Source organism: Streptosporangium sp. NPDC002524 (assembly GCF_040295985.1).
In the GTDB taxonomy this organism is placed as follows: Bacteria; Actinomycetota; Actinomycetes; order Streptosporangiales; family Streptosporangiaceae; genus Streptosporangium.
The window spans coordinates 202880-226923 of record NZ_JBEOWK010000004.1 but is presented as its reverse complement, the minus strand read 5'-3'; the positions used below and the strand labels follow the sequence as shown (position 1 = coordinate 226923).

The following is a 24044-nucleotide window of genomic DNA, read 5'->3' as shown; positions in this document are numbered from 1 at the left end:
ACGTCCGGCAGCCGCGTCCGGACACGCGGGAAATGCCCTGCTAAAGAGGATCGATGCGTACCCCGGCGAAGAACACCCCGAAGGCGCCGCGAGCCGGTCTCCCCTACCTGTGCGGGGCGGTGGGCGGGCCGCTGTTCGTCATCGCCTTCCTGATCCAGGGAGCCGTCCGCCCCGGCTACGACCCGATGCGTCATCCGGTCAGCTCGCTGGCCCTCGGCCCGTCCGGGTGGACGCAGGTCGCCAGCTTCGTCGTCACCGGCCTGCTGATGCTCGTCTTCGCCGCCGGCCTGCGCCGGGGTCTGCGCGCCTCGGGACGGCACTCGACGTGGGGGCCGCTGCTGATCGGGTTGTACGCGATCGGGCTGGTCGGCGCCGGTGTCTTCCCGACGGACCCGGTCAGCGGCTACCCGCCCGGCACGCCCGCGCTGGCGCAGCACACCTGGCAGGGCCGTCTCCACGACTTCCCGTTCTCGCTGCTCGTCTTCGCCGCGCTGACCGCCGCGTGCTTCGTGTTCGCCCGGCGCTTCGCCGGCTGGGGCGAGCCCGGCTGGGCGGTCTACTCGGGGATCAGCGGCGTGGTGTTCATCGGCGCGTTCGTCGTGGCCGGTGTGGGATTCGCCCAGACCGAGGGCTTCGTCGAACTCGGCGGCCTGTTCCAGCGGATCTCGATCACGGTCGGCTTCTGCTGGGTCAGCGCCCTCGCCGTCCACCTGATGCGGACCCCCCTGGGCTCCGCACCCGCGCGACCGGCCTGACCACTCTCGTCGCGGCCGGTTACCGCCGGTCGCGCCAGGCGTCAGGCCGGTCCGGTTGCCGCAGGTCGCGCCGAGTGTCAGGCCTGCGGAACGCAGCCCCGCGCCCCCGGCAGGGGAACCGCGCCGGGGCCGAGGGTACGCCGGTCCGGCAGACTGGACATGACAGAAAGGGGGTCCCGCCATGACCGACAAGCCCATCCTGCAGCCCGGACCCAGCCATCCGATCACGATCACGGCGAACCCGGCCCGGGTCGTCGTCTCGGTGGGGGGCAAGGTGGTCGCCGACTCGCAGCGCGCGCTGACGTTGCAGGAGGCGTCGTACCCGCCGGTGCAGTACGTCCCGATCGCCGACGTCGACAGCTCGTTGCTGGAGCGGACCGACACCGCCACCTACTGCCCGTTCAAGGGTGACGCGAGTTACTACACCGTCACGGTGGACGGGAAGCAGGCGGTGGACGCGGTGTGGTTCTACGAGTCGCCGTACCCGGCCGTCGCCGAGATCAAGGACCACGTCGCCTTCTATCCCGACCGGGTCGACTCCATCGTCGTCGAGTAGCCGCCCGGAGCGCTTTCTCGGTGTTTCGGGTGTTTCCCGCGCGAGGACGTTTCCCGTGTGAGGACGTTTCCCGTGTGAGGACGTTTCCCGGGAACACGACCGGCCCGGGCGGTGGCCTGTTCTGGCCGCCGCCCGGGCCGGTGAAGGGTGGTGGGTCAGCTCCACTTGATCGATCGCGCGTCGTCGTTGAAATTGCGGCCACTGAGGACCGGCATGACCGCCCGGTCGTTCAGGTAGCCGGTCGACGGGGAGATGAAACCCGTGTAGGCGAAGTGGTTGGTGTAGCAGTTGGCGTAGTTCTTGAACGAGGAAATACGGTCCCACCAGCTCCGCGGGAGATTGAGCGAGTAGTCGACGTCGTCGGTCGGGCTGGTGCACCTCCGGGGGCCGCGGAAGGTGTACGAGGCGCCGCCGTAATTGATGTGCTGATACTCGATCCCGATCACCAGCAGGGCCCCGGTGGCCGCGGGGGCCGCCGCGGCGCCGGAGGACTTCTCGCTGCTCCCGAGCAGGGCGTCGAGGGCGGGGTCGTCCACGCCTTCGACGGCGGTGGCCGGGGCGTTGGTGATGGCGCCGTCGGTGGCGAACCGGATCGCCTCGGTGAACGTGGAGAAACAGCGCTCCGTGCCCAGCTTGTTCGCCCCTCCCGTCACGTCGACGACACAGTTGTTGACGGGGCCGGGAGCCGGTCCCCGGGATGTCGCGACGGCCCCGACCGGTGCCGGTGCGGAGGCGATCAAAGGCAGGGTCGTGCCGAGCCCCACCGCGAGGAGGCCCAGCCGCCGTACGGTGCCACGTTTGGCTGCCCGACGCGATTCGGTTCCGGTTTCCTGGTGCATTTCCCTCTCCTTGCTGCTCTGTTTCTCGAATTCGTGTCACGCTTTTCGGAATTCTCGGCGGGGTTTCCCGGCGTACGAGAAATCACGCCGCGCGTTCACACTTTCCCCGCCACGCCCGTTTTGCCAGCAAATAAACTCTTTTAACGGTCATTCGCCCCGGCTATTCGATGCGTCGTGTTCGAATGTAAATGGCATGGGGTTGCCCTGAAAGGCGACACGGCAATGTGAACCTGATTATCGAGGCCAGAGTTAGCAATATCCCAACAAGGTGGGCTTGCAGGCATATGTCGATATAAATTGCTGCGACTGTCCGTCAGCCGAAACCGTCACCCGGGAGCGCAGAGCGCTCACACCGGTACGGCCCGACCGGCCGTCAGCTGGACAAGGGCGGAACCGTTCGGGTATTTCCGATCAGCCGTGCGGGAACGGAGTCGTCAGCCCGGATGCCTCGTGTCGCGCCCGGTTCAACGAGCTTTCCGGGGAGGAGGGCTAGACGTACTTACGCTGGATGAGGAGGCGGTGTGACTCCTGGAGCTCTGCTGGCAGGTCGTCCGGGGCGAACCACCTCGCCTCCAGGATCTCGAAATCGTCGAGCTTGAGCGTGCCGCCGAGAAACTCGGCCTCGTAGGCCACCTCCAGGCGCAGCCGGTATCCGCTCCTCAGGCGGACCAGCTCTCCGACGTGGACCTTCAGCCCGGTCTCCTCCCGCACCTCGCGGCAGACGGTGTCCTCGAAGGTCTCCGACCGGTTCGCGTAACCGGTCGGGAGGCCCCACTGCCTGCCCTCCGGCCAGAAGCGGTGCTTCAGCAGGAGGACGTTGCCGTCCCGGTCGCGCACTACGCCGGTCACGCCGACCATGAACGTGGCGTGACGAAGCCAGTTGATACGCCACTGGAGCGAGCCACTGAACAGCCTCCAGAACCGAACGATCAGCTTCTTCACGGTGAGTCCCATCCGCGGGCCGGCGCCCGCATGAAGATCAGACGCTACCCGTCCGGGCCGTTACTCCCGAGCCCGGTTTCACGAACCATGGGCGTAATAGGAGTCAACCGCGGGCTGGCCGGTGTAGTTGGGCCCGGCACGGTCGTCGGAGCCGAGATAGCGGTAGGGCAGCTCGACGACGCGCCTGCCCCGGCAGGTGATCCGGCGACGCCTGGAGTCGTAGTCCAGCCCGGCCTCCCGCAGCGCCGAGGCCAACCGGCGCCCCGCCGGTACGCCGTCGTCCACGAGGACGCTCCGGGTGTCGAAGTTGCCGACGAGCAGGCCGTCCTCGGCCAGCCAACCGGCGGCCCGGGACAGGACACCGAGTTTGTCTCCCACGTAGTGCAGACCGTGCACACAGGTGATCAGGTCGAACGACTCCCCGGGCTCCCAGCCGGTGATCGAGGCGGTGACCAGCCGGAGCTTCGGCGGGCGTGACGGCCCGGCGAAGAAGTCGACCAGGTCGACACCGACGATCTCCGCCTCGTCCCCCAGCTGCCGGGACGCCTCGAAGAGAGCACGGGCCGAACCGCAGCACAGGTCGAGCCAGCGCACCCGCCGCCCGGTCCGCGCCCGCTCACGCAGGACCTCCAACACGTTGATGCCCAGCTCCCGGCCGTACCCGTTGGAACCGGTCAGCCCCCGCTCCCGGTTCATCACCCGGTTCGCCACCACCGACGAGCGCTCCAACGCCTCGTCATCGAGCAGTTTCGCCAAGGGTGCGCACTCTCCCGTCAGGCCAGTCGGTCGAACTCACCGATCTTGACCCCATCGACGAAGGTCCGCCACCCGGCGGGGGTGAAAAGAAGCTTGGGCCCCTCGGGGTCCTTGCTGTCGCGGACCGCCACCACACCCGGCAGGTTCACAGACACCTCAACACACTGGCCGCCATTGCCCGAGGAACGTGATGACTTCCGCCACACTGCGGCACTCAGGTCCATTCCCGTTTCACTTCCTCGATCATTTTGAGGGATACATGCTCAGGATAGGCCCACAGCCGTATTGCTTCATATCGGTTTCTGATGGAAGTCACGAGGTCGCAGTCAGTCGTGACATGTCCCTGGGCCGGAGAATCCGCGTGGATGGTGTCCGGCTGCCCGCCCGGAAGCTCGGCGATCATGAATGCTCCTGCCAAACCCGGAAGACATTCCGGGTCGACGATCTGAATGGAAACGGTGGGCTTCTCGGTGACCTTCAGCAGGTGATCGAGCTGCTCGTGCATCACCTCCGCACCACCTACCCGACGGCGTAGCACGCCCGCGTCGATGAGGACCAGAAGCAGGGGAGGATCGTTTTTGTCGAGGATTCGCTGACGCCGCATGCGCGCCTGGACACGCTCTTCCACCTCCTCAGGGGTCATCCGAGGCTCCTTGGCGAAAAGGTGCCGGGCGTAGGGCTCGGTCTGGAGGAGGCCGGGGACGAGGAGAGGGTCCCAGGAGCGGAGGACGAGGGCGGCTGGTTCTATTTCCTCGGCCCAGCCGATGAACCAGGCCGGGCCGCTGGGGCGGGCGACGATGTGTCGGCGCAGGTCCGTGAAGTGCGTGCTGCCGTTGGAGCCGAAGAGGAGGTCGAGTCGTTCGGCGTCGGATCTCGACGGCGTGCGGGTGGCGGACTCCAGGCGGCTCACCTGCGTCTGCGTGCATCCCAGACGTGAGGCGACGGCGCTCTGGGACAGCTGCGCGGCCTCGCGCAGGCGGCGCATCTCGGACCCGAAACGCGCGTGCGGGGATCCGGGCTCCGGGGAGGGCTCGACGCTCATCGCATTCCTCCTGAAATAGAGAAAAACGGATTTTTTGATGAATAGGCGATGTCAGCTCGCGGTATCGACAGACCGGCCACTGTCATTTTCGGCCATCTCCCGGGTTGCCAATCCGGTTATGTCCTCGCCTCTCATGAGGGCAATCTAATCACACGCCCTATCGGTTCGACAGGACGAAAAAAGAAAGCGAACCCGCACTTTAAACCAGAGACGAGACGAGTGATGAACGATCAGAACGGCGACCTTTCGCGACCTGGCCGGGTTCGCCGGGGGAATTCGGGGGACGGGGCCATGACCGCGAGTGAGGAGCGTGAGCGATTCGCCCTTCTGACGCGGCTGAGCTGGGATCTGCACGGCCTCGGCGTGTGCACCTCGCTGGTCGTCCCGGTGGCGGGGCAGCCGATTCTGGAGATCCGGACGGCGACGGGCGCGGCACTGGTCAGGGTCACGGTCACCCGGCGCTACTGCGGATGGGCATATGTCTGGCGCCCCTGGTGGGTGCGTCTGTGGCGGCGCGGGGAATGGGTGTGGGCGGAGGCGGAGAACGCGGCCGACATGCTCATGTCGGCGGTGACCGCGTGAGGTCGGGGAAAGGGAGGCTGGGAGAAGAAAGCGAGCCTCGCGAGTTCGGTGGAATGGACGGCGCGTGGCGGCAGGTGTTTCCCGGGCGGGTGGAGTCCGTGCCGAAAGCTCGGGCCTGGGCGCGGGATCTGCTCGCCGGGCGAATAGAGGCCCCGGTGCTCGACGACGTGCTGCTCCTGCTGAGTGAGCTGGCCGCCAACGCGGTGGCGCACTCCGACTCCGGGCGTACGGCGGATGGGCGGGTGACCGTCTACGTGGCGCGTAGCGCCGCGATGGTCCACGTGGAGGTCACCGACGACGGGTCCGACGCGAGCGCGCCCGCCGTACGCGTACCGGAGGCCGACGGGGACGGCGGGCGGGGGTTGTGGCTGGTGCACCTGCTCGCCGCCGAGTGGGGCTCCCGCCGCGACGGAACGAGCAGATCGGTCTGGTTCCGGATCGCCGCCGTCGGAGGCCGAGCCGACGAGACGACGTTCGCCTGATCAGGCCGGAACGTCGAACGGGTTGACGACGGACACCCCCGTTCCGGCGAAGTCCTTGGTGTTCCGGCTGACCAGGGTCCAGCCGTTCACCCGGGCCGTCGCGGCGATCAGGCCGTCCGTCGTGGGCAGTGGGCGGATGGCGTTCAGGCGGCCCCACTCCTCGGCGGCCTCCACGGTGACGGGGATGACGCGATCACCGAACTGCCGCTGAAGGTTGTGCAGCCAGCGTTCCAGCACCGTCGCCTGGTCGGGGGCCCGGCGCCTGCGAAGCTCGACTTCGCGGCGAATCTCACCGACCGTCAGGCTGCTGAGGTAGAGGGTGGGCCCGTGCGCCGCGGCGATCCAGTCCTTGACCTGAGTGCTGCCGTTCCGCTTGCGCGTTTCGGAGACCACGTTCGTGTCGAGGAGATAACCGATGCCCATCAGTCGAGATCGACTTCCCGGGAAAGGTCCCGGTTTCGCGGGAACTCCACGTCGTCGTCCCAGTCGGGGTCGGCGAGAAGAAACTGCCTGAAGTCCGGGGCGTCGCCTTTGAGGCGGCGGTATTCGGCGATGTCGATGACGACGGCCACCTCCTCCCCGTGCCGGGTGACCACCTGGGGACCCTCACTCACCGCGCGTCGCACGACCTCGCTGAAACGCTGTTTCGCCTCCTGGACCTGCCATCCGCTCACCGGCGTCTCCTGTCTAGTCTGTCTAGATTCAGAGTAGCCTCGGCATGAGATCATTCGGGTGATCTCCGTGACCTTCTACGCTCGGGCGGACAGCCCCTGGTTCCAAGGGGTCCCAGGGAGCGGTCCGATCAGGTGGTCAGTTAGCCCAGGTCGCGTTCTTCAGGATTCCGGCCAGGCCTGGCGTGGCCCACTGGTCGATGACCAGGACCTTCGTCTTCGGGAGATACCACTCGCGCTGGTTGAACGTCGACTTCTGCCCGCCGTCGCTGTACGACACACACCGGCCCGGCCAGACCCGGTAGTGCGCCCTGTGCGCGACGCCGATGTTCCGGTAGCTCACCACGATCGCCTTGCCGAGGACGTGGCCGTACTTGGGATTGGTCGGGCAGCGCTGCACGTCGGAGGCCGGATAGTACGGGCCCTGGGTGGGGTCGTAGCGCCGGAAGCCCTCTCCCCCGCGCTTGAGCGCCTTCGGTCCCATGATCCAGAAGCTGTCGCACCTGGGCTGGAAGTAGCCCCCGTTGGGGCGGGCGCAGGCTCCGGTCACCACCCGTACCTGGTCGGCGGTCCCGTACACCCGCCACGAGGCCGGGATCTCCAGGGTGAGCCCGCCGCGCAGGCGCAGCAACGTGGCCGAGGTGGCGGACGCGGGGAGCTGGGCCGCCAGCACGAGGGTTCCGGCGACGGCGGCCAGCGTGATCGTTCTCTTCTTCATGGCGGCGATGCTATTGATCCGGACTTGCGGTTGATTTGCAGGTTTCTTGCGTCCGGGAGGACGGTGGGCGGGTGGGCGGCCGCTACATACCGACCGGTATCCTCGCTGACGCAGATGGCCCCCGTCCGATGACACCGGCGAGAGTCGCGAGAGAGGAGCCGGGCGTGTTCACCACCCCGAGCAATCCCGAGTCCGTTTTCACCTACGGTGCCCCCGCCCTGAAGTTCGGGCCGGGCGCCTCGGCCGAGATCGGCTTCGATCTCGGGCAGTACGGCGTGCGCCGCGTCCTCGTCGTCACCGACCCGGGGGTGGCCGCGACCGGCGCGCCGCGGCGGATCGCCGAGCAGCTCGCGGGCTTCGACATGGAGGCGCGCGTGTACGACGGCGTTCGCGTCGAGCCGACGGACGAGAGCCTGCTCGCGGCCGTCGAGCACGCCCGCGCCTCCGGCCCGTGGGACGCCTTCGTCGCCGTCGGGGGCGGGTCGAGCATCGACACCGCGAAGGCGGTCAACCTGCTCACCACCAACCCGGGCGAGCTGATGGATTACGTCAACGCGCCCGTGGGAGGCGGCCTGGCGCCGTCACGACCGCTCAAGCCGCTGGTCGCGGTGCCCACGACCACGGGTACCGGGTCGGAGAGCACCACGATCTGCGTGCTCGACGTGCTGGACCTGAAGGTCAAGACGGGGATCAGCCACTCCCGGCTCCGCCCGGTCCTCGCGGTCGTCGACCCGGACCTGACGGTGTCCCAGCCGCCGGGGGTCACCGCCGCATCCGGGATGGACATCCTCTGCCACGCCCTGGAGAGCTACACCGCCCGGCCGTACACCTCCTACGAGCGCAAGCGTCCCGAGGAGCGCGTCCCGTACTGCGGGTCGAACCCGGTGGCCGACATGTGGTCCGAGCGGGCGCTGCAGCTGCTCGCGCGGTCCTTCCGCGCCGCCGTACGCGACGGGGACGACAACGAGGCGCGGGCGCGGATGGCGCTGGCGGCGACGTTCGCCGGGCTGGGGTTCGGCAACGCGGGCGTGCACATCCCGCACGCCAACGCCTACCCGATCGCCGGTCGCGTGCGGGACTTCCGTCCCGAGGGCTACCCGGGGGACGAGCCGATGGTGCCGCACGGGATGGCCGTCGCGCTGACCGCCCCCGAGGCCTTCAGGTTCACCTTCGAGGCGCGGCCGGAACGGCACGTGCGGGCGGCCGAGCTGCTCGACCCGTCCGCCGACAGGCCCGGCGACCTCGCGGAGTTCCTGCCCGGCGTGCTGGCGAGGCTGATGCGCGACGTCGGGATGCCCAACGGCATCGGCGGCGTGGGGTACACCGAGGCGGACGTTCCCGCGCTCGCGGAGGGGACGATGAGGCAGCAGCGGCTGCTCGCCACCGCCCCGCGCCCGGTCGACGAGGACGACGCGGCCGGGATCCTGAGCCGGTCCGTCACCCTGTGGTGAGCGTGCCGCCGGTGAAGGCACCACTGGTAAAGGCACCGCTGGGCGAAACACTGCTGATGGCGGCACCGCTGGTGGAAGCATTGCCGATGGAAGCAGCGTTGATGGCGGCGGTGCCGGTGGAAGCGCCGTTCAGTGCAGCATCACGCGGGCCCACTGTCGCCGGGCCACGACGAGGCCCAGCGCTCCCATGACCAGGAGATAGAGCACACTCACGACCATGGTGGAGTCGATCTGGCCGAGGGCGCACCCGCGCAGCAGCTGGATGGCGTGATAGAGCGGGAGCAGCTCCACGATGATCTGTATCACCCGGGGGTAGACGGTGACCGGGTAGAACGTCGTCGCGAAGAGGAACATCGGCAGCAGCACCAGCTGCACGTACTGGAAGTCGGTCCACGCCCTGATGCGCGTCGTCACGGCCAGTCCGGCGCCCCCGAAGGCGAAGGCGACGAGCAGTGTCCCGGCCGCCGCGACCAGGGTGTCCGGCCAGGAGACCAGCCCGAAAACCGTGATCACGAGGAGGAACCCGGTCGCGGTGACGAAGCCGCGCAGCACCGCCCACGCCACCTCGCCGACGACGATCCCGGTGAGGGACACGGGGGTGAAGAGGATCGCCCGGTAGTAGCGCTCGTGGGTGAACTTGACGAAGGCGCCCTCCATCGTCTCGTACAGGGCGCTGTTCATCACCGCCGTGGCGAGCAGGCCGGGGGCGACGAACGCGGCGTAGGTGACGTTCACCCCGTCGACGTCCCCGACGAGCTGCCCGATGCCGACGCCGATGGCGAGCAGGTACAGGATGGGCTCGAAGATCGAGTACATCGCCATGGTCCACGGGTTGCCTCCCGTGTGCACCCGGAGGTTGCGGAACACCAGGAAGTGCGCGCCACCCCAGCGGGGGACGGCGGTCGGCGCCCTGTTCTCCAGGTGCGGCCCCCTGGTCTCCAGGTTCTGCGGCATGTCGACCCCTCAGACGTGGATGTGGCGCCGGTACGTGGTCAGGGCGACCGCGACGCCCCCGGCCGTGAGCGCGGCCAGGTAGCCGACGTGGATCGCGGAGGTGAGCGGGGTCGCGGTGCCCAGGCTCAGGGTCCGGCACAGGTCGACGCCGTGCCACAGCGGCGTGACGTACGCGAGCGGGCGCAGCCAGTCCGGGAGCGTCTCGATGGCGAAGAAGGTCCCGGAGAACAGGTACATCGGCATCAGCACGAACCGGAACACCGTGTTGAGGGTGTTGAACGTGGTGACGGTCACCGTCCACGCCGCCAGCGGGGCCGCGAAGGCCATGCCGGTGAGCAGCGCGGCGGGCACGGTGAGCAGGGCCCACGGGGAGCGGGTGGCGCCGAAGGCCGCCATCACCACGGCGAACGCCAGCGCGCTCGTCCCGATCCTGAACGCCATGAACAGCAGGTGCCCGGCCATGATGTCGCGGGGCTCCAGCGGGGTCGCGGCGGCCACCAGGTAGCCCTTGCCCTGCCGCAGGGAGCTGTGGACCACGAACGCGGCCTCGACGTAGGCGTTCTGCATCGCCGCGGCGGCGAGCATGCCGGGGGCGAAGAACTCCAGGTAGGTCAGGCCGCCCAGCGACGCGGGGTCCACCAGCTGTCCGAGCCCGGCGCCGATGGCCACCAGGAAGAGCAGCGGGTTCGCCACGCTGATGACGATGGTGCCCTTCCAGGAGCGGCGGTAGCGGAGCATCCACGAGGAGAACTCGCGAAGGAACATGGGCACGCGTCGTCCGCCTCGGTCCGTCGAAGTCGGGATCGGCGCCGGGGTCGGGGTCGGGGTCGGGGTCGGGAACGTGGACATGTCGTCCGCCTCAGTCCGTCAGGGTCCGGCCGGACAGGCGCAGGAACACGTCCTCCAGCGTCGATCTCCGGACGAGGGCGGTGATCGGGGTCATCCGCGCGGCGGTGACCCCGGCCAGCGTCGCCTCGCCGTCGTGCGTGTAAACCAGCACCCGGTCGGGCAGCACCTCCACCCGCTCCCCGTCTTCTGGGCTGACCAGGTCGTGGAGCTTCTCGGCGGCCTGCTCGTGCTCGTCGATCCGGAACCTCAGCTCCAGGACCTCGCGCGTCGAGTGCCGGCGGATGAGCTCCTGGGGCGATCCCTCGTCCGCGATGAGCCCCTTGTCCATCACCACCAGGCGGTCGCACAGCTGCTCGGCCTCGTCCATGTAGTGGGTGGTGAGCAGCAGCGTCACCCCCTGCTGCTTCAGCCTGAACAGCCGGTCCCACAGCACGTGCCGCGCCTGCGGGTCGAGCCCGGTGGTCGGCTCGTCGAGCAGGAGGATGTCCGGCTCGTTGATCAGGGAGCGGGCGATCGTCAACCTCCGCCGCATGCCGCCGGACAGCGCCCCCAGGGTCTCGCCCGCCTTCTCCTCCAGCTGCGCGAACTCCAGCAGGCGCTCCGCGCGCTCCCTGATCACGCGCCGGGACAGGCCGAAGTAGAGGCCGTACATCGTCAGGTTCTCGCGCACGGTGAGGTCGGGGTCCAGCACGTCGTCCTGCGGGACCACGCCCAGGCGCGCCCGGATCCTCCGGCCGTCGCGCGCGGGGTCCATGCCGAGGATGCGCAGGGTTCCGGCGGTGGCCGGGGAGACGCAGCCGAGCATGCGCATCGTCGAGGACTTCCCCGCCCCGTTGGGGCCGAGGAACCCGAAGGCCTCCCCCCGGTCGACGTGGAAGTCGATCCCGGCCACGGCCTGGAACCCGGCACCCCGCCTGTCTCTGGGCGGGTACGTCTTCTTGAGCCCCTCCGCCTGGATCAACGGTGTCACGCCGTCGTCGCCCTCATCGCCCGCCATGGCCCCCTCGGCTCTCCGGCACGGTCAGTCGCCTTACCCATAGATCACGGGATCTTCACGACACGAGTTTGCAAGAGTTAGAGCAAGCTACGCAATATATTTACCTGAGAGCGATACGCCGCATATGGGACCGGGCGCCCCGAGGCTCGGGGACGGGGACCTCGCGAGCGCCACCCGCGACGCGCTCGGAGCGGTTTCGCGGCCACCCCTCCCCCGGCCGCCCCTCCCCCCGGCCGTCCCTCCCTCGACCGTCCCCTCCCGGGCCCGTGGCCTTCTCACGGCCGGGAATCCACGGGCCTCAGGCCCGGGGACGACACACCCGCCCGGTCCCCGCCGGAGCGCGCGACGTGGCGACGTGGCGTTCCGGATGGAATCGCGGCGCACCTATAGAGCTTGCAGGCTTTTCTCAAGTTGTTTCAGATTAAAGCGCATATTGTGCATCCAGAGCGCGCGTCCTACGATCGCAGCCAGCCCGAAGAATGGAGGCCGAGGACACGCGTGACGCGGGCTTTATGACACGGAAACCTGACCGCATGACCGGCCCCGCCTGTCATGAATGGCCGGAACCCGCCCCGGCCGCATTCCATTCGAGAGTTCTGCTTCGCCTTCGCAGTTAATGACACGTCAATTACGTTTTACGGGCATGAAGGACGGACAATGCGCACGTCTCACCCTGTCAAGGTGTCCCATCCCGTCAGGGCGTTTCAGCGGGTCACGGTGGCCTTCCGCGCGCCGTACGGGGATCGGGGGTCCCTGACGTGGGGGCAGACGGCGATCTGGGAGGTGCTGCGCTGGCTGCCGCCGGGGGACGCCTCGCTGAACCTGCTCGCCGTGTGCGAGGTCGAGCCCGGCCGCGACGTCGGCGACGTGCTCGCCGCCGTCCGCGCGCTCGTCGAACGCCACGACGCCCTGCACACGCTGTTCCCCATGGACGACCAGGATGGGGGGAGACCCGTCCAGGTGGTCCTGCGCTCGGGCGAGCTGGAGGTCGCCGTCCACGAGACGGGGACGAGGAACCCCGGCACCGTGGCCGCGTACGCGGGGGCGAGGCTGCGTGACCTGCCGTTCGACATCGGCGGGGAGCTCCCGCTGCGGGTCGCGGTGGTGACCACGGGAGGCGTCCCGGTCCGGGTGGTCCTGGTCGTGAGCCACATGGCGGTCGACGGCTGGAGCCTGAAGATCGTCCGCGACGACCTGAGGACGCTCCTCTCGGTCCCGGCCGCCCTCGGACCCGTAGCGGAGCAGCCCCTGGGACGCCTCGCCTACGAGCGCTCGGAACGTGCCAGACTCCGGGAGCGGCGGGCCTTCGGCTACTGGGCCGAGGCCGTACGCGAGCTGCCGCGCGTCTGGCTGGAGGACCTCAGGCAGGGCGGCGAGGCGCGGCAGGACTGGTCCGAGATCCGCTCCCGCGCCCTCTCGCGGGCGGTCCGCGAGCTGGCCGCGCGCGCGTCCGTCACCCCCGGCATGGTGCTGCAGGCCACCGTCGCGCTGCTCCTCGGCCTCTACAAGGGCGAGGAGGACGTCGCCCTGCGGCTCATCGTGTCCACCCGTTTCAAGCCGGAGACGCGGCGCTTCGTCGGGGCCTTCAACCAGAACGCGCTGCTGCGGCTCCGTCTCCGTCACGAGTCGTTCTCCGGGTTCCTGTCCCACGCCGGAAGGGCCGCGCTCGCGGCGTACAGCACCTGCGAGTACGACCCCGTCCGGCTTGAGGAACTCGTCGCCCGCGTCACCGGGGAACGCGGCATCGGCACCGACGGCTACTGCTTCTACAACGACATCAGGTTCGACGCCCCGGCCCCGCCCGCCGGGCACCGGCTGTCCCCCGCGGAGTACGACGCCCTGATGGGCGAGACGGAGCTGGTGGAGCCGCCCCACGACACCGACCAGAAGGGCGCGACGTTCTTCCTGTACGTCCACGAGCTGTCCGAGCGCGCGGTGCTCACCCTGTGCGCCGACCGGCGCTTCCTCGCGCCGAGGGGTCCCGCGGACTTCCTCTCGGACCTGGAGTGGCTGGCCGTGGAAGCGCTGCGCACGGACGCCGGGCCGCTCCGGCTCGCCGAGGCGCTGGCGAGACGGCAGCGGGGTGACGGCGCTGAGGTGACGGTCTTGAGGTGACGGCCCTGAGGGGACGGCCCTGAGGGGACGGCCCTGAGGGGACGACGAGCGCGGCGGGGATCCGTACCCGGTGCTCCTCCGCCGGGCCCGAAGGTCACGGCGCCGGTACGGGTTTTCCGAGCACCTCCGCGAGGCGTGAGAAGCTGTCGCCGCCCTGACCGGCGTCGATCGCCCGCCGGGCGACGTCCCGGGCGGCGCTCAGCACGCCGGTGTCGATGCCCCGGGCCTGGGCCGCGTGGATGATGTGCTCCATACCGGCGGCGGCCGACAGGACGTTGGACTGGTCGCCCGGGTGGTCGCCGCTGTCGAGGTGTTCCGCGAACTCGTCGACGATTTCGGGGAGCAGGGCGCCGATCCCCTTGGCGAGCGGGGCGAGGTCCCTGGCCGCGATGCCCTCGGCGGCGGCCAGGGCGAAGGCGTGGACGAGACCGCTCATGGACGTCCAGAAGAGGTCGAGCAGGGCCACGTCGTGCGCCGCCGCCCTTCCGGGGTCCGCGCCCAGGTAGGCGGAGGTGCCGCCCAGGCTCGCCAGCGCCCGCCGATGGGTGTGGTGGACCTCCTCCGGCCCGCTGTACAGGACGACGGCCGCCGGGCCTCCGATGGTCGGCGTCGGGGTCATGATGGCCCCGTCGAGATAGTCGATGCCGCGCTCGGCGGCCCACGCGGCCATCAGGCGGGCGCGTTCCGGCGTGTCGGCGGTGAGGTTGACCAGGGCGCGGCCCTTCAGCGCGTCGGCGGCCGGGTCGACGATCGCCCGCACGGCGTCGTAGTCGATCACGCAGGCGATCGTCAGCGGGCTCGCCGCGACCGCGTCGGCGACCGTGTCCGCGCGGGTCGCTCCCCGGGCGACGAGATCCTCGGCCCTGGCGGGCGTGCGGTTCCACACGGTCGTGGGATGGCCTTGCGCGAGGAACGCTCCGGCCAGCGCCCGGCCCATCGGCCCCAGGCCGAGAACCGTCACGGGGGTGGGGTGGTCGTGGGTCATGTCCTATTCCGATCCGAGGTCGTGCGATCTGGCGTCGTGTGATCTGGCGTCGTGCGATCCGAGGCCGTGTGATTCGGCGCCGTGCGATCCGAGGTCATGCGATCCGGTGTCGTGCGATCCGAGGCCGTGCAATCCGGTGTCGCGCGATCCGGCGCCGTGCGATCCGAGGCCGTGCAATCCGGTGTCGCGCGATTCGGCGCTGTGCGATTCGGCGCCGTGCGACCCGGTGTCGCGCGACCCGGCGTCCGTGGCCCTCGCGGGGTCCGAACCTTCCGCGAAGTCCGCGCCTCTCCCGGGGTCCGTGTCTCTCGCGAGGTCCGTGTCCTGCGCGGGGTCCGTACGGAGCAGGTCGATCAGGGCCGAGAGGTCGGCGTCGCCCCGGTTCGCGGCGACTCCCCGGGCGAGGAGCGCCCCCATGGGCTCCAGCAGTTCGGTGCTGACGCCCTGTTCCCTGCCGGTCTCCAGCAGGTTGACGAAGCCCGTCGCCTGCATCTCCAGGTTCGAGGCGGTGGCGGAGTGGTCGTTCGCGTCGTACGCCTTCGCCATCGCGGGAAGGCTGGTGAGCATGGCGTTGAGCCACGAGACCACCAGCGGCGTGAACTCGGTCGCCGGGATCCTCTCGGAGCCGGTGATGGCGACGGCCTGGAGGAAGCCGCCGAACATCCCGTACATGGCGCTGAGCAGCGCGATGTCGTACAGGGACGCCCGGCCCGCGTCCTCGCCCAGGTAGTCGACGGTGCCCAGCGCCGACAGGGTCCCCTCGTGGGCGGCGAACGCCCCGGGCGATCCGCTGCAGAGGACGAGGGATCCGGGGCTCCCGATCATCGGGGGCACCGCCATGATGCCGCCGTCCAGATAGCCCGCTCCCCGCTCGGACGCCCAGCGGGCCAGCTCGCGCGCCTGGCGGGGGGTGCCGTTGGTGAGGTTCACCAGGGTCCGGCCCGCCAGGAGACCGGCCACGGCGCCGGGCGCGCCGGGGCCGTCAGAGGTAAGGGAGCCGTCGGGAGTTCCAGGAGTGCCGGGGGTACGGGAGCCGTCGAGGACGTCCCCGGGCTCCGCGGGGTTCGTGAGGCCGGAGGCGGCGGGAGCGGGAACGGGAACGGGGGCGCCGAGGACCTCGCGGACCGCGTCGTAGTCCAGCACGCAGACCACGACGACCGGGCTCGCGGCGATCGCCTCCGCGGCGGTGGCCGCCTCGGTCGCGCCCCGCCCGGCGAGTTCCCGGCCCTTCCCCGCGGTACGGTTCCACACGGTCGTGGGATGGCCGTTGTCCAGGAAGGCCCCGGCCAGCGCCTTTCCCATCGCCCCCAGACCGATGACTGTCACCGGCGGACGATCGTCGGCATTCATTTGTCCCCCTGTTTTATACGGTGTCGGCATAGGAAAGTCCCAGTCCCGGATCCCCTCGTGACCCCGGCTGGGACGTTTCGATGCTGTCGCGCCGCTGAAATTTCCTCAAGTACCTACTATTTTGTCAGGTACTAACCTTTTTGTAAGGGTGGAGCGTGGGATGAAGAAGCGGACTTACTCGTGCGGGCTCGACGCCGCCGTCGACGTCGTGGGCGGCAAGTGGAAGGCGCTGATCCTGTGGGCGCTGCACGGCGGGGCCCTCCGGTTCGGGGAGCTGAGCCGGAAGGTGTCGGGCATCAGCGAGAAGATGCTGATCCAGCAGCTGCGGGAGATGGAGTCGTACGGCCTGGTGCACCGCGAGGTCTATCACCAGGTCCCGCCGAAGGTGGAGTACTCGCTGACCGAGCTGGGCCACTCGCTCAACACCGCGCTCATCCCGCTCGGCGACTGGGGCGAGCTTCACATGGAGACCATCGAGGCCCTCCCCCGCCCCTGAGCACCCACCTTCGTGCGCCTATTTCCGTGCGTCCGTTCTCGGCGTCCGTTCTCGCCCCTGAGCGTCCGTCGGACGGTGCCCGGGGAACCCGTCGGCGCCCGGGAGACCGGCAGCGCCCGGGACGCCGACGGGCACCGGCTCGCGACGGGTGCGAACCGGTGCCCGTCTTGTCGTGCCGCCCCTCTCTCGCCGTTCCTTCTCACCGGGAGAGCCCGGCCTCGGAGGGGACGGGGTGCTCGGCCTCGGAGGGGACGGGGTGCTCGGCCTGTAGCAGCAGGTCGCTGAGGACCTCGCCGAGGATCTCCACGCCGTTGCGGGTCAGCACCGACGCGGGATGGAACTGCACCGAGACGAAGCCGGGGCCGCGCAGCGCGTGGACCTCGCCGGTCGACGCCTCCCTGAACACCTCGACCGTGCCCTCGCGCTCCGGGCAGGGGAACCGGTCGGCGGCGCTGCGGGCGGCGAAGGTGTTGTAGAAGCCCACCAGCTCCGTCCGTCCCAGGAAATCGATCTTCCGCTGCACCCCCTGGTTGGGGAACGGGTTGCGGCTGAGCTCCAGCCCCAGCAGCGTGCTGAGCACCTGGTGGCCGAGACAGACCGAGAGGAAGGGTATGCCCAGTTCCAGCAGGCGCCGCGTCGCGTCCCTGAGGTGGGCGATCTTGAAATCGTCGTGGTCCCTCGGGTCCCCCGGCCCCGGGCCGACGATGACCAGGTCGTGCTCCTCCAGCCGGTAGTCCTCGTCGAACCGGCGCACGCCGACCTCGCATCCCAGCGCGGCGAGCTGGTGCCTGGCCATCGCGGTGAAGGTGTCCTCGGCGTCGATCACCAGCACCTTGCGGCCGACCAGCCTGGGCACGAGGTGCCTCCGGTTGTCCGGGCCCTCGAACCAGAACCCGGCGAGCGGCGCGTTCCGCTCGATCAGCGCCCGCCGTATCCGCGGGTCGGTGCCCATGTCCACCAGCTCGGCGGGAGCGTCGGCGCCGCCTCCCGGCGCGTGGCGCAGCGCCTCCAGCAGCCCTGCGGCCTTCGTCCGGGTCTCCTCCGCCTCCGAGGCCGGGTTGGAGTCGCGGACCAGCGTGGCGCCGACGGAGATCCGCATCCGGCCCGTCTCGTCGATGTCGGCGGTACGGATGACGATCGCGGAGTCCAGCGCCCGGCCGCCCGCCTCGTCCCGGCCGATCAGCGCGACCATGCCCGCGTAGTAGTCCCGGCCCTCGGGCTCGTAGCGGCTGATCACCCGGCAGGCGCTCTCCAGCGGGCCGCCGGTGACCGTGGGCGCGAACATGGTCTCCCGCAGGATGTCGCGCACGTCCAGCGAGCTGCGTCCCTCGATCAGGTACTCGGTGTGCGCCAGGCGCGCCATCTGCTTGAGGTACGGGCCCACCGTGCGGCCACCGAGGTCGCACACCCGGCCCATCATCTTCAGTTCCTCGTCGAGCACCATGTAGAGCTCGTTCGCCTCCTTGCTGTCGGACAGGAAGCCGAGCACCCCGCACACCTCGGGCCCGTCCGCCGGGTACCGGTAGGTGCCGCTGATCGGGTTCATCACCACGGTGCCCTCGTCGAGGCTGATGTGCCGCTCGGGCGAGGCGCCGACGAAGGTGCGCCCGCCGGTGTGGATCACGAAGGTCCAGTGGCAGCCGGGGTCCCTGCCGAGCAGCCGCCGGAAGAACGCGAGCGCCGTGTGGGTCGACCAGTTGGTGATCTCGGCGGAGAACGACCGCTTGATGACGAAGTTCGCGCCCGTCCCCCGGCCGATCTCCTCGGAGAGCACCCGGCGTACGGTGGCCGCGTACTCCTCGTCGTCGGAGTCGAAGGCCCCCTCGCCCAGCTCGATCGGCCCGTTGGGGAGCCGGTCGAGGACCTCGCCCATCGGCAGCACGGCCTGGTCGACGACGGTCATCGCGAGCAGCGGGGCCTCGTCGTCGGGGAAGGCGTACCCGCGCTCGCCGATCTGGCGGTACGGCAGCATCGCGAGCACCTCGTGCCGGGCACCGGTACCCCGGGCGGCGTCGTCGTCGGACGGCAGCGGGATGTCCGCGATGCGGCCGACCTCGGTGGTCTCCCCGATGATCAGATCGAGCCGGTCCGGCCCGGTCGAGCCTGGACGGTGCAGCAGGGCGAACGGGGGCGCCTCCGGGCCGAGGATCCGGTCGAGCAGGGTCGCTTCGGTCGTCGGCCCGGTCGCCGGCCCGTCGATCTGGTCCGTGACCTGGTCCGTGACGTGGTCGGTGACATGTTCGGTGACCTGGTCCGTGACCTGGTCGTTTGCCTGGCCGGTCGTCGTCGTCATCGTCTCGCTCCTTCCAGGACCGCCTCGACCGTCGTGTTCAGGGCCGCCGCGTCCACGACCGTCGTGTTCAGGGCCGCCGCGTTCCCGGCCGTCCCGTTCAGCATCGCCAGGGCGGATCGGGTGGACAGCGTCACCGAGCATCTCGACGCCGCGTAGTCCAGCGCCTGCCGGTGGTACTCCCGCGAGAAGTCGGCCACCGCGTCCGCCACCACGAACGTCTGGATGTCCTGGGAGAACCCCTCGTGCGCGGTCATCAGGATCCCGACGTGGGCGTACACCCCGCAGATCACCAGCTGGTCGCGTCCCCTCTCGCGCAGCAGGTCGAGCAGGCCGGTGCGGCAGAACGCGCTGGGCCGCCACTTGGTGAACACGACGTCGGGGCCGAACGGGGTCAGCCGGTCGATGATCATCCGGTGTTCCGGGTCGGCGCTCATCCCCGCGCCCCAGAAGTCCTTGAGCAGGCCGCGCTGCTCGTCGGTCATCCCGCCGGGCTGGGCGGTGTAGACGACCGGCGCGCCGAGCGTGGAGAAGCGGGCCCGCAGGGTCGCGACGTTCTCCACCAGGTCGGTCGTGGGAGCCTCCCCGTGCGGGAACGGGCTCAGGAAGTAGTTCTGCATGTCGTGGACGAGCAGCACCGCGCGATCGGGATCGATGGTCCAGCGCGCGATGTTCTCGGGCAGCTCGTCTTCGGTCGGCATGGGATAGGACTCGATCGCCGGGATCGCCATGGTGTGCCTCCGCTCTTCGTGAAGTGCCGGGCTCTGGGGCCCGGCCGGTCGGGTCGTGCTCAGTTGCCGAGGGCGGCGCCGCCGTCGACCGTGAGGTCCTGCAGGGTGATGTGCGCGGCGCGGTCGGAGAGCAGGAACAGCACCGCCTCGGCGATGTCGGCGGGCCGCGCCAGCCGCCCCGTCGGGATGCCGACCCGGAAGGTCTCCGGGTCGCCCTCGATGGAGACCCGCAGCGCGTCGCCCCCGGCCCACAGCGAGGTCAGCATCGGCGTGTCGGTGGAGCCGGGAGCCACCACGTTGCACCGGATCCCGTGCTGGGCGAGCTCCAGCCCCAGGCACTTGGTGAAGCTGCTCGCCGCGGCCTTGGACGCCGCGTAGGCCGCCATGTTCCAGCGCGGGGTCCTGGCCGCGTTGGAGGCCAGCGTGACGATCGCCCCGGATCGGCGGGGGATCATCCGGTTGGCCACCGCCCTGCTGACGTGGAACACGCCGGTCGCGTTGACCGCGAACGTGGTGTCCCAGTCGGCGTCGGTGAGCGAGGCCCCCGTGCCGACGCGCAGCACCCCGGCGGCGTTGACCAGGTAGCCGATCGGCCCCAGCTCGCGTTCCGCCCGCTCCACCGCGACGTCCACCTCGGCGCTGGAGGTCACGTCCACGACGAGGCCCCGGACGCGGTGCCCGGCCTCGGAGAGCTCCTTGACGAGCGGGTTCAGTGCCTCCGCGTTCGCGTCCACCGCCGCGACGGCGACGCCCTCGGCGGCCAGTGCCCGCACCACCGCCTCGCCGATACCTCCTGCCGCCCCGGTGACCAGGGCCGTCCTGTCACGCATCGGTGATACCTCCTCATCGGCGTGCCGCACGGGTCAGCGTGGCGACCAGCTCGGGATCGACACCGAGGCAGCGCACCGAGAAGGTGCCGAGTGCCTCGATGTAGTCGGATTCGAGTTCGTCCTCGTCGAAGTTGGTGGCCCGGCCGCCCTCCACCAGCGTCCGGCCCGCGACGATCACGGTGTCCACGTCCGTCGAGCCGCCGAGCGCGAGGAAGCTCTCCAGCGGGCGCGGGTTGAGCAGGTAGCGCCAGTCGTCGGCGGGGACGAGCAGCAGGTCCGCCTGCTTGCCCGCCTCGATGCTGCCGATCTCCCCGGCCCAGTCCAGCCCCCGGGCCGGGAGCCGGGTGGCCATCGCCAGCGCGTCGGTCGGCAGCACCTCGGTCGGGTCGGCGTACATCTCGTTGTAGATCTGCCAGGTGACCCGCATGGCCTCGGCCATGCCGCCGAGCGGCAGCGCGGCGCCGTCGGTGGACAGCGAGACGTCCAGCCCGGCGCGCCGGAACTCCGGCATCGCCCGGGTCTCGGTCAGCGAGGACTCCCCGGCCGGGCCGTACTTCGCCGGAGAGTGGCTGATGTGCGCGTTCGCCGCGACGAGCATCCCGCGCTCCTCCTCGTCGGCGAACGCGCAGTGCACCGCCATGAACCGGTCGGAGAGCAGGCCGAGCTCGGCGAACCTCCGCACCGGGGTGGTGCCGTAGTAGCTCCGCGTCACCTCGGCCTCGTTGCGCAGCGCGCCGACGTGTGTGGCGAACGGCACGTCGTACCTGGTGACGAGTTCCGCGAAACCGGCGCCGAGCTCGTCGGTCATGTTGACCCCGTAGACCGAGGTCGGCCGCGCCCGTACCAGTCCGCTCGTGTCCTTCGCGCAGTCGCGCAGCAGGTCCTCGATCCGCCGCAGCACCACGTCGGCGTCGCGGGTCCTGCGGAACCGCGACTCGCCGGGGGCGCACACCGCGTCGCTCGCCCAGGTGCTGACCACGCAGCGCATGCCGAGGTGGCGGGCGGCCGAGGCGAGCGCCTCCGGCCGGTTGAACGAGCCCACGTCCCCGAGGGTGGTCGCGCCGGAGCGCAGCTGGGTCCACATCGAGTAGCGGGCGATGGCCTCGGCCTCGTCCGGGGTGAGCCGGTCGATCTGGTCGTGGAAGGAGTCGAAGACCACCGAGATCTGCTGGAGGTCGCCGCCCAGCGCCATGAACGCGGGCTTGTCGTCGCGGTCGGTGGCGGGGCGCAGGGCCCCTTTGAAGGGGAACCGCATGGCGAACAGGTCGTGCCAGTGCGCGTTGACGAAACCGGGGAGGATCATCTTGCCCCGGGCGTCGATCGTGCGCATGTTCTCGCGCTGCCGGGGCTCCAGGACGGCCTCGATCTCCTCGGTGGTCCCGGCGGCGACGATCCGCTCGCCCTCGACGAGCACGGATCCGTCGGGGACGACGCGCGCCCCGGCGTCGGCCGGGTAGAGGCAGCCGCCCCGGATCAGCAGCGCGCTCATCCGACGGCCTCCCCCGATTTCACCTGGCGGGCCTCCCAGGCCGCGCGCAGGTGGCGCTGCCACGCCTCGACGGTCGGCTCGGCGGCGAGCTCGCCGAACTCCACGGCGATGCCCTGCCTGCGCCATCGGGTGACGAGCCGCATCATCTCCAGGGATCCGAGCCCGAGGAAGACGAGGTTGGCGTCGCCGGTGATCTCACCGGGCTCGGTGCCGATGATCGTCGCGACGGCCTGTCGCAGGTCGTCGGCCGTGGGCGGTGCTGTGATGTCGCTTCGCATGTCCGGTTCACCTTTCCTGGCGTTCGGGGGTGGGTTCCGCGGGCGTCCGCTGAGGGGGCAGGGCCGGGTCCCGGCGTTCGGGGGTGGGTCCGGCGGGTGTCCGCTGTCGGGACAGGGCCGGGTCCTGGCCTTCGGGAGCAGGTTCCGCGGGCGTCCACCGGCGGGACAGGGCCGGGTCCTTCGCCGCGGCGGCGAGGACCTTCTTGTCGATCTTGCCGAGCGGGGTCAGCGGGAAGTCGTCGACGAACTCCACGCGGTCCGGCAGCTTGAACTCGGCCAGCCCGCGCTCGTGCAGCGCCCGCTTCAGCTCGGCCAGCGCGGGCCTCTCGCCCCGCTCGCCCTGCCCGCCCTGCCCGCCCTGCTTGTTCTCCTGGACGATGAACGCGTAGATCCGCTCGCCGAGGAACTCGTCGGGGACCGGTACGACCGCGGCCCTGGCGACCGAAGGGTGGGTGAGCAGGTGGCCCTCCACCTCTCCGGCCGCGATCTTGTCTCCGCCGCGGATCACCACGTCCTTCAGCCGTCCCTCGATGACCAGGTTCCCCTCGGGGGTCAGCCGGGCCAGGTCGCCGGTGCGGTAGAAGCCGTCCTCGGTGAAGGCCCGCCGGTTGTGCTCCTCGGCGCGGTAGTAGCCGCGCAGGGTGTACGGGCCACGGGTGAGCAGCTCGCCGGTGACGCCCGCGGGCACCTCGGCGTCCCGCTCGTCGACGATCCGCACCTCGTCGGCCGGTGAGATCGGCCGCCCCTGGGTGTCCACGACGGACTCGGGATCGTCGCCCTTCCTCGACATGGAGAGCATTCCCTCGGCCATGCCGAACACCTGCTGCAGGCGGCAGCCCAGCTCGGGCTCGATCCGCGCGGCCAGCTCCGGCTGGAGCCTGGCCCCGCCGATCTGCAGCACGCGCAGGCTGGACAGGTCCGTCTCGGCCCACGCCGCCTCCTCCAGCCAGAGCTGCGCCACGGTGGGGACGACCGAGGTGACGGTGACCCGCTCCCGCTCGATCGCCTGGAAGCAGTCCTCCGCGACCGGGCTCTCGGCGAGCACGACCGTGCCGCCGGAGCCGAGCGTGCCGACGACCCCCGGGCAGCCCCAGGTGAAGTTGAACTCCACCGGCAGCGCCGCCAGGTAGACGTCGTCCGCGCCGAGCTCGCAGAGCTCGGCCACCGCCCTGGTCTGGTACGCGTAGTCGTCGTGCGTGCGCGGGATCAGCTTGGGCAGCGCGGTCGTCCCGCCGGAGAGCAGGAAGAACGCCACGTCCGACGGGTCGCCCACGGGGAGCGGGACCGGGTCGGCGTCCACCTGCGAGAGCGGGATCACCATTCCCCCGCCGCTCTTCTCGCCGGTCTCCTCACCCGGCTTCCCGCCGGTCTCCTCGCCGTTCTCCTCGCCGGTCTCCTCGCCGGTCTCCCCGTCCAGGACGAAGATCCGGCGCAGGCTCGGCACCTCCTCGGCCATCCGCAGGGCGAGTGCGGTGTGGTCGAACCCGCGATGGACGCCGGGGACGACGTATCCGGACGCGCCAGACAGCTCGCACAGGTGCCTGATCTCGTTGGCCCGATGCGACGCCAGGGAGAACACCGGCTTGGCACCCACCCTGAACAGCGCGAAGGCCACGATGACGAACTCGGGGACGTTGGGCAGCTGCAGGACGATCCGGTCACCGGGCTCGACCCCGAGCCGGTGGAAACCCGCCGCCGTCCGGGCGACCCGGTCCTCCAGGTCGCGGTAGGACAGCCGCTGCTCCCCGCCGACGAGTGCCGTACCGTCTCCGAACGCGCGGGCCCAGGCGCGCGGGAGGTCGCCGAGGCGCTCCCCGCGCCAGAGTCCCTCGCGCCGGTACCGGGCGGCGAACTCCTCCGGCCATGGCGTGCATCCGTCAAGCATC

At 70.3% G+C, this 24044-nt stretch carries 26 protein-coding genes; 7 read left to right on the top strand and 19 right to left on the bottom strand.

Annotated elements, in window-relative coordinates; genetic code table 11:
* Positions 1 to 53 precede the first annotated feature (53 nt).
* Both ABT053_RS08085 and ABT053_RS08080 read left to right on the top strand, forming a co-directional pair.
* The gene (locus ABT053_RS08085) at positions 54 to 755 is read left to right on the top strand and encodes a DUF998 domain-containing protein (RefSeq protein ID WP_350968165.1); all 702 of its coding nucleotides are present in this window, start codon (positions 54 to 56) and stop codon (positions 753 to 755) included.
* A 181-nt stretch (positions 756 to 936) separates the two neighbouring features.
* Positions 937 to 1311: a DUF427 domain-containing protein gene (locus ABT053_RS08080; RefSeq protein ID WP_350968164.1), complete on the top strand. Its 375-nt coding sequence runs from the start codon at positions 937 to 939 to the stop codon at positions 1309 to 1311.
* A 155-nt stretch (positions 1312 to 1466) separates the two neighbouring features.
* Here ABT053_RS08080 and ABT053_RS08075 read toward each other — a convergent pair whose 3' ends face one another.
* The 5 genes from ABT053_RS08075 to ABT053_RS08055 all read right to left on the bottom strand — a co-directional run bounded on the left by ABT053_RS08075 (position 1467) and on the right by ABT053_RS08055 (position 4890).
* Positions 1467 to 2150, bottom strand: coding sequence for a hypothetical protein (locus tag ABT053_RS08075; protein ID WP_350968163.1), 684 nt, complete (start codon positions 2148 to 2150; stop codon positions 1467 to 1469).
* A gap of 489 nt (positions 2151 to 2639) precedes the next feature.
* On the bottom strand, positions 2640 to 3092 hold the full coding sequence (locus ABT053_RS08070) for an NUDIX domain-containing protein (RefSeq protein ID WP_350968162.1): 453 nt from the start codon (positions 3090 to 3092) through the stop codon (positions 2640 to 2642).
* A 78-nt stretch (positions 3093 to 3170) separates the two neighbouring features.
* On the bottom strand, positions 3171 to 3848 hold the full coding sequence (locus ABT053_RS08065) for a class I SAM-dependent methyltransferase (protein ID WP_350968161.1): 678 nt from the start codon (positions 3846 to 3848) through the stop codon (positions 3171 to 3173).
* 17 nt (positions 3849 to 3865) lie between these two features.
* Positions 3866 to 4072 carry a DUF397 domain-containing protein gene (locus ABT053_RS08060; protein WP_350968160.1) on the bottom strand — a complete coding sequence of 69 codons (207 nt, stop codon included), beginning with the start codon at positions 4070 to 4072 and terminating at the stop codon, positions 3866 to 3868.
* Entirely contained in the window at positions 4063 to 4890 is an 828-nt protein-coding gene (locus ABT053_RS08055; RefSeq protein WP_350968159.1) for a helix-turn-helix domain-containing protein, read from the bottom strand. The genes ABT053_RS08060 and ABT053_RS08055 overlap by 10 nt, the downstream gene beginning before the upstream one ends.
* 291 nt (positions 4891 to 5181) lie before the next feature.
* Between ABT053_RS08055 and ABT053_RS08050 the strand changes: the two genes are divergently transcribed.
* Positions 5182 to 5472: a hypothetical protein gene (locus tag ABT053_RS08050; RefSeq protein WP_350968158.1), complete on the top strand. Its 291-nt coding sequence runs from the start codon at positions 5182 to 5184 to the stop codon at positions 5470 to 5472.
* Positions 5361 to 5954: an ATP-binding protein gene (locus tag ABT053_RS08045; protein ID WP_350968157.1), complete on the top strand. Its 594-nt coding sequence runs from the start codon at positions 5361 to 5363 to the stop codon at positions 5952 to 5954. Before ABT053_RS08050 ends, ABT053_RS08045 begins: the two co-directional genes overlap by 112 nt.
* Here ABT053_RS08045 and ABT053_RS08040 read toward each other — a convergent pair whose 3' ends face one another.
* The 3 genes from ABT053_RS08040 to ABT053_RS08030 form a co-directional block, all read right to left on the bottom strand.
* Entirely contained in the window at positions 5955 to 6377 is a 423-nt protein-coding gene (locus ABT053_RS08040) for a type II toxin-antitoxin system VapC family toxin (RefSeq protein WP_350968156.1), read from the bottom strand.
* Positions 6377 to 6628: a type II toxin-antitoxin system Phd/YefM family antitoxin gene (locus tag ABT053_RS08035; protein WP_350968155.1), complete on the bottom strand. Its 252-nt coding sequence runs from the start codon at positions 6626 to 6628 to the stop codon at positions 6377 to 6379. The genes ABT053_RS08040 and ABT053_RS08035 overlap by 1 nt, the downstream gene beginning before the upstream one ends.
* A 136-nt stretch (positions 6629 to 6764) precedes the next feature.
* Complete coding sequence (locus tag ABT053_RS08030; protein WP_350968154.1) at positions 6765 to 7343, bottom strand: hypothetical protein; 579 nt, start codon at positions 7341 to 7343, stop codon at positions 6765 to 6767.
* A gap of 164 nt (positions 7344 to 7507) precedes the next feature.
* On the opposite strand from ABT053_RS08030, the gene ABT053_RS08025 reads away from it, so the two are divergent.
* Positions 7508 to 8794, top strand: a complete 1287-nt coding sequence (locus ABT053_RS08025; RefSeq protein ID WP_350968153.1) for a hydroxyacid-oxoacid transhydrogenase — start codon at positions 7508 to 7510, stop codon at positions 8792 to 8794.
* 129 nt (positions 8795 to 8923) lie between these two features.
* Here ABT053_RS08025 and ABT053_RS08020 read toward each other — a convergent pair whose 3' ends face one another.
* The 3 genes from ABT053_RS08020 to ABT053_RS08010 all read right to left on the bottom strand — a co-directional run bounded on the left by ABT053_RS08020 (position 8924) and on the right by ABT053_RS08010 (position 11594).
* On the bottom strand, positions 8924 to 9748 hold the full coding sequence (locus ABT053_RS08020) for an ABC transporter permease (protein WP_350968152.1): 825 nt from the start codon (positions 9746 to 9748) through the stop codon (positions 8924 to 8926).
* Between the two features lie 9 nt (positions 9749 to 9757).
* On the bottom strand, positions 9758 to 10513 hold the full coding sequence (locus ABT053_RS08015; RefSeq protein WP_350968405.1) for an ABC transporter permease: 756 nt from the start codon (positions 10511 to 10513) through the stop codon (positions 9758 to 9760).
* Positions 10514 to 10607: 94 nt separating this feature from the next.
* Complete coding sequence (locus ABT053_RS08010; RefSeq protein ID WP_350968151.1) at positions 10608 to 11594, bottom strand: ABC transporter ATP-binding protein; 987 nt, start codon at positions 11592 to 11594, stop codon at positions 10608 to 10610.
* 681 nt (positions 11595 to 12275) lie between these two features.
* Here ABT053_RS08010 and ABT053_RS08005 point away from each other — a divergent pair.
* Entirely contained in the window at positions 12276 to 13709 is a 1434-nt protein-coding gene (locus ABT053_RS08005) for a condensation domain-containing protein (protein ID WP_350968150.1), read from the top strand.
* A 94-nt stretch (positions 13710 to 13803) separates the two neighbouring features.
* Here the strand turns inward: ABT053_RS08005 and ABT053_RS08000 are convergent, their stop codons facing one another.
* Entirely contained in the window at positions 13804 to 14694 is an 891-nt protein-coding gene (locus tag ABT053_RS08000) for an NAD(P)-dependent oxidoreductase (RefSeq protein ID WP_350968149.1), read from the bottom strand.
* 3 nt (positions 14695 to 14697) lie between these two features.
* Positions 14698 to 16020, bottom strand: a complete 1323-nt coding sequence (locus ABT053_RS07995) for an NAD(P)-dependent oxidoreductase (RefSeq protein WP_350968148.1) — start codon at positions 16018 to 16020, stop codon at positions 14698 to 14700.
* A gap of 184 nt (positions 16021 to 16204) precedes the next feature.
* Between ABT053_RS07995 and ABT053_RS07990 the strand changes: the two genes are divergently transcribed.
* Positions 16205 to 16540, top strand: a complete 336-nt coding sequence (locus ABT053_RS07990; protein ID WP_350968147.1) for a winged helix-turn-helix transcriptional regulator — start codon at positions 16205 to 16207, stop codon at positions 16538 to 16540.
* 199 nt (positions 16541 to 16739) lie between these two features.
* Here the strand turns inward: ABT053_RS07990 and ABT053_RS07985 are convergent, their stop codons facing one another.
* From ABT053_RS07985 to ABT053_RS07960, 6 genes are read right to left on the bottom strand one after another with little or no spacing between them, the layout of a single operon-like run.
* Entirely contained in the window at positions 16740 to 18833 is a 2094-nt protein-coding gene (locus ABT053_RS07985) for an anthranilate synthase family protein (protein ID WP_350968146.1), read from the bottom strand.
* Entirely contained in the window at positions 18830 to 19561 is a 732-nt protein-coding gene (locus ABT053_RS07980; protein WP_350968145.1) for an isochorismatase family protein, read from the bottom strand. The genes ABT053_RS07985 and ABT053_RS07980 overlap by 4 nt, the downstream gene beginning before the upstream one ends.
* A gap of 59 nt (positions 19562 to 19620) precedes the next feature.
* The gene (locus ABT053_RS07975; protein WP_350968144.1) at positions 19621 to 20391 is read right to left on the bottom strand and encodes a 2,3-dihydro-2,3-dihydroxybenzoate dehydrogenase; all 771 of its coding nucleotides are present in this window, start codon (positions 20389 to 20391) and stop codon (positions 19621 to 19623) included.
* Positions 20392 to 20404: 13 nt separating this feature from the next.
* Positions 20405 to 21880: an amidohydrolase family protein gene (locus ABT053_RS07970; RefSeq protein WP_350968143.1), complete on the bottom strand. Its 1476-nt coding sequence runs from the start codon at positions 21878 to 21880 to the stop codon at positions 20405 to 20407.
* Positions 21877 to 22158 carry a phosphopantetheine-binding protein gene (locus ABT053_RS07965; RefSeq protein ID WP_350968142.1) on the bottom strand — a complete coding sequence of 94 codons (282 nt, stop codon included), beginning with the start codon at positions 22156 to 22158 and terminating at the stop codon, positions 21877 to 21879. The genes ABT053_RS07970 and ABT053_RS07965 overlap by 4 nt, the downstream gene beginning before the upstream one ends.
* 7 nt (positions 22159 to 22165) lie before the next feature.
* Entirely contained in the window at positions 22166 to 24043 is a 1878-nt protein-coding gene (locus tag ABT053_RS07960) for a (2,3-dihydroxybenzoyl)adenylate synthase (protein ID WP_350968141.1), read from the bottom strand.
* Position 24044: the final 1 nt, after the last annotated feature.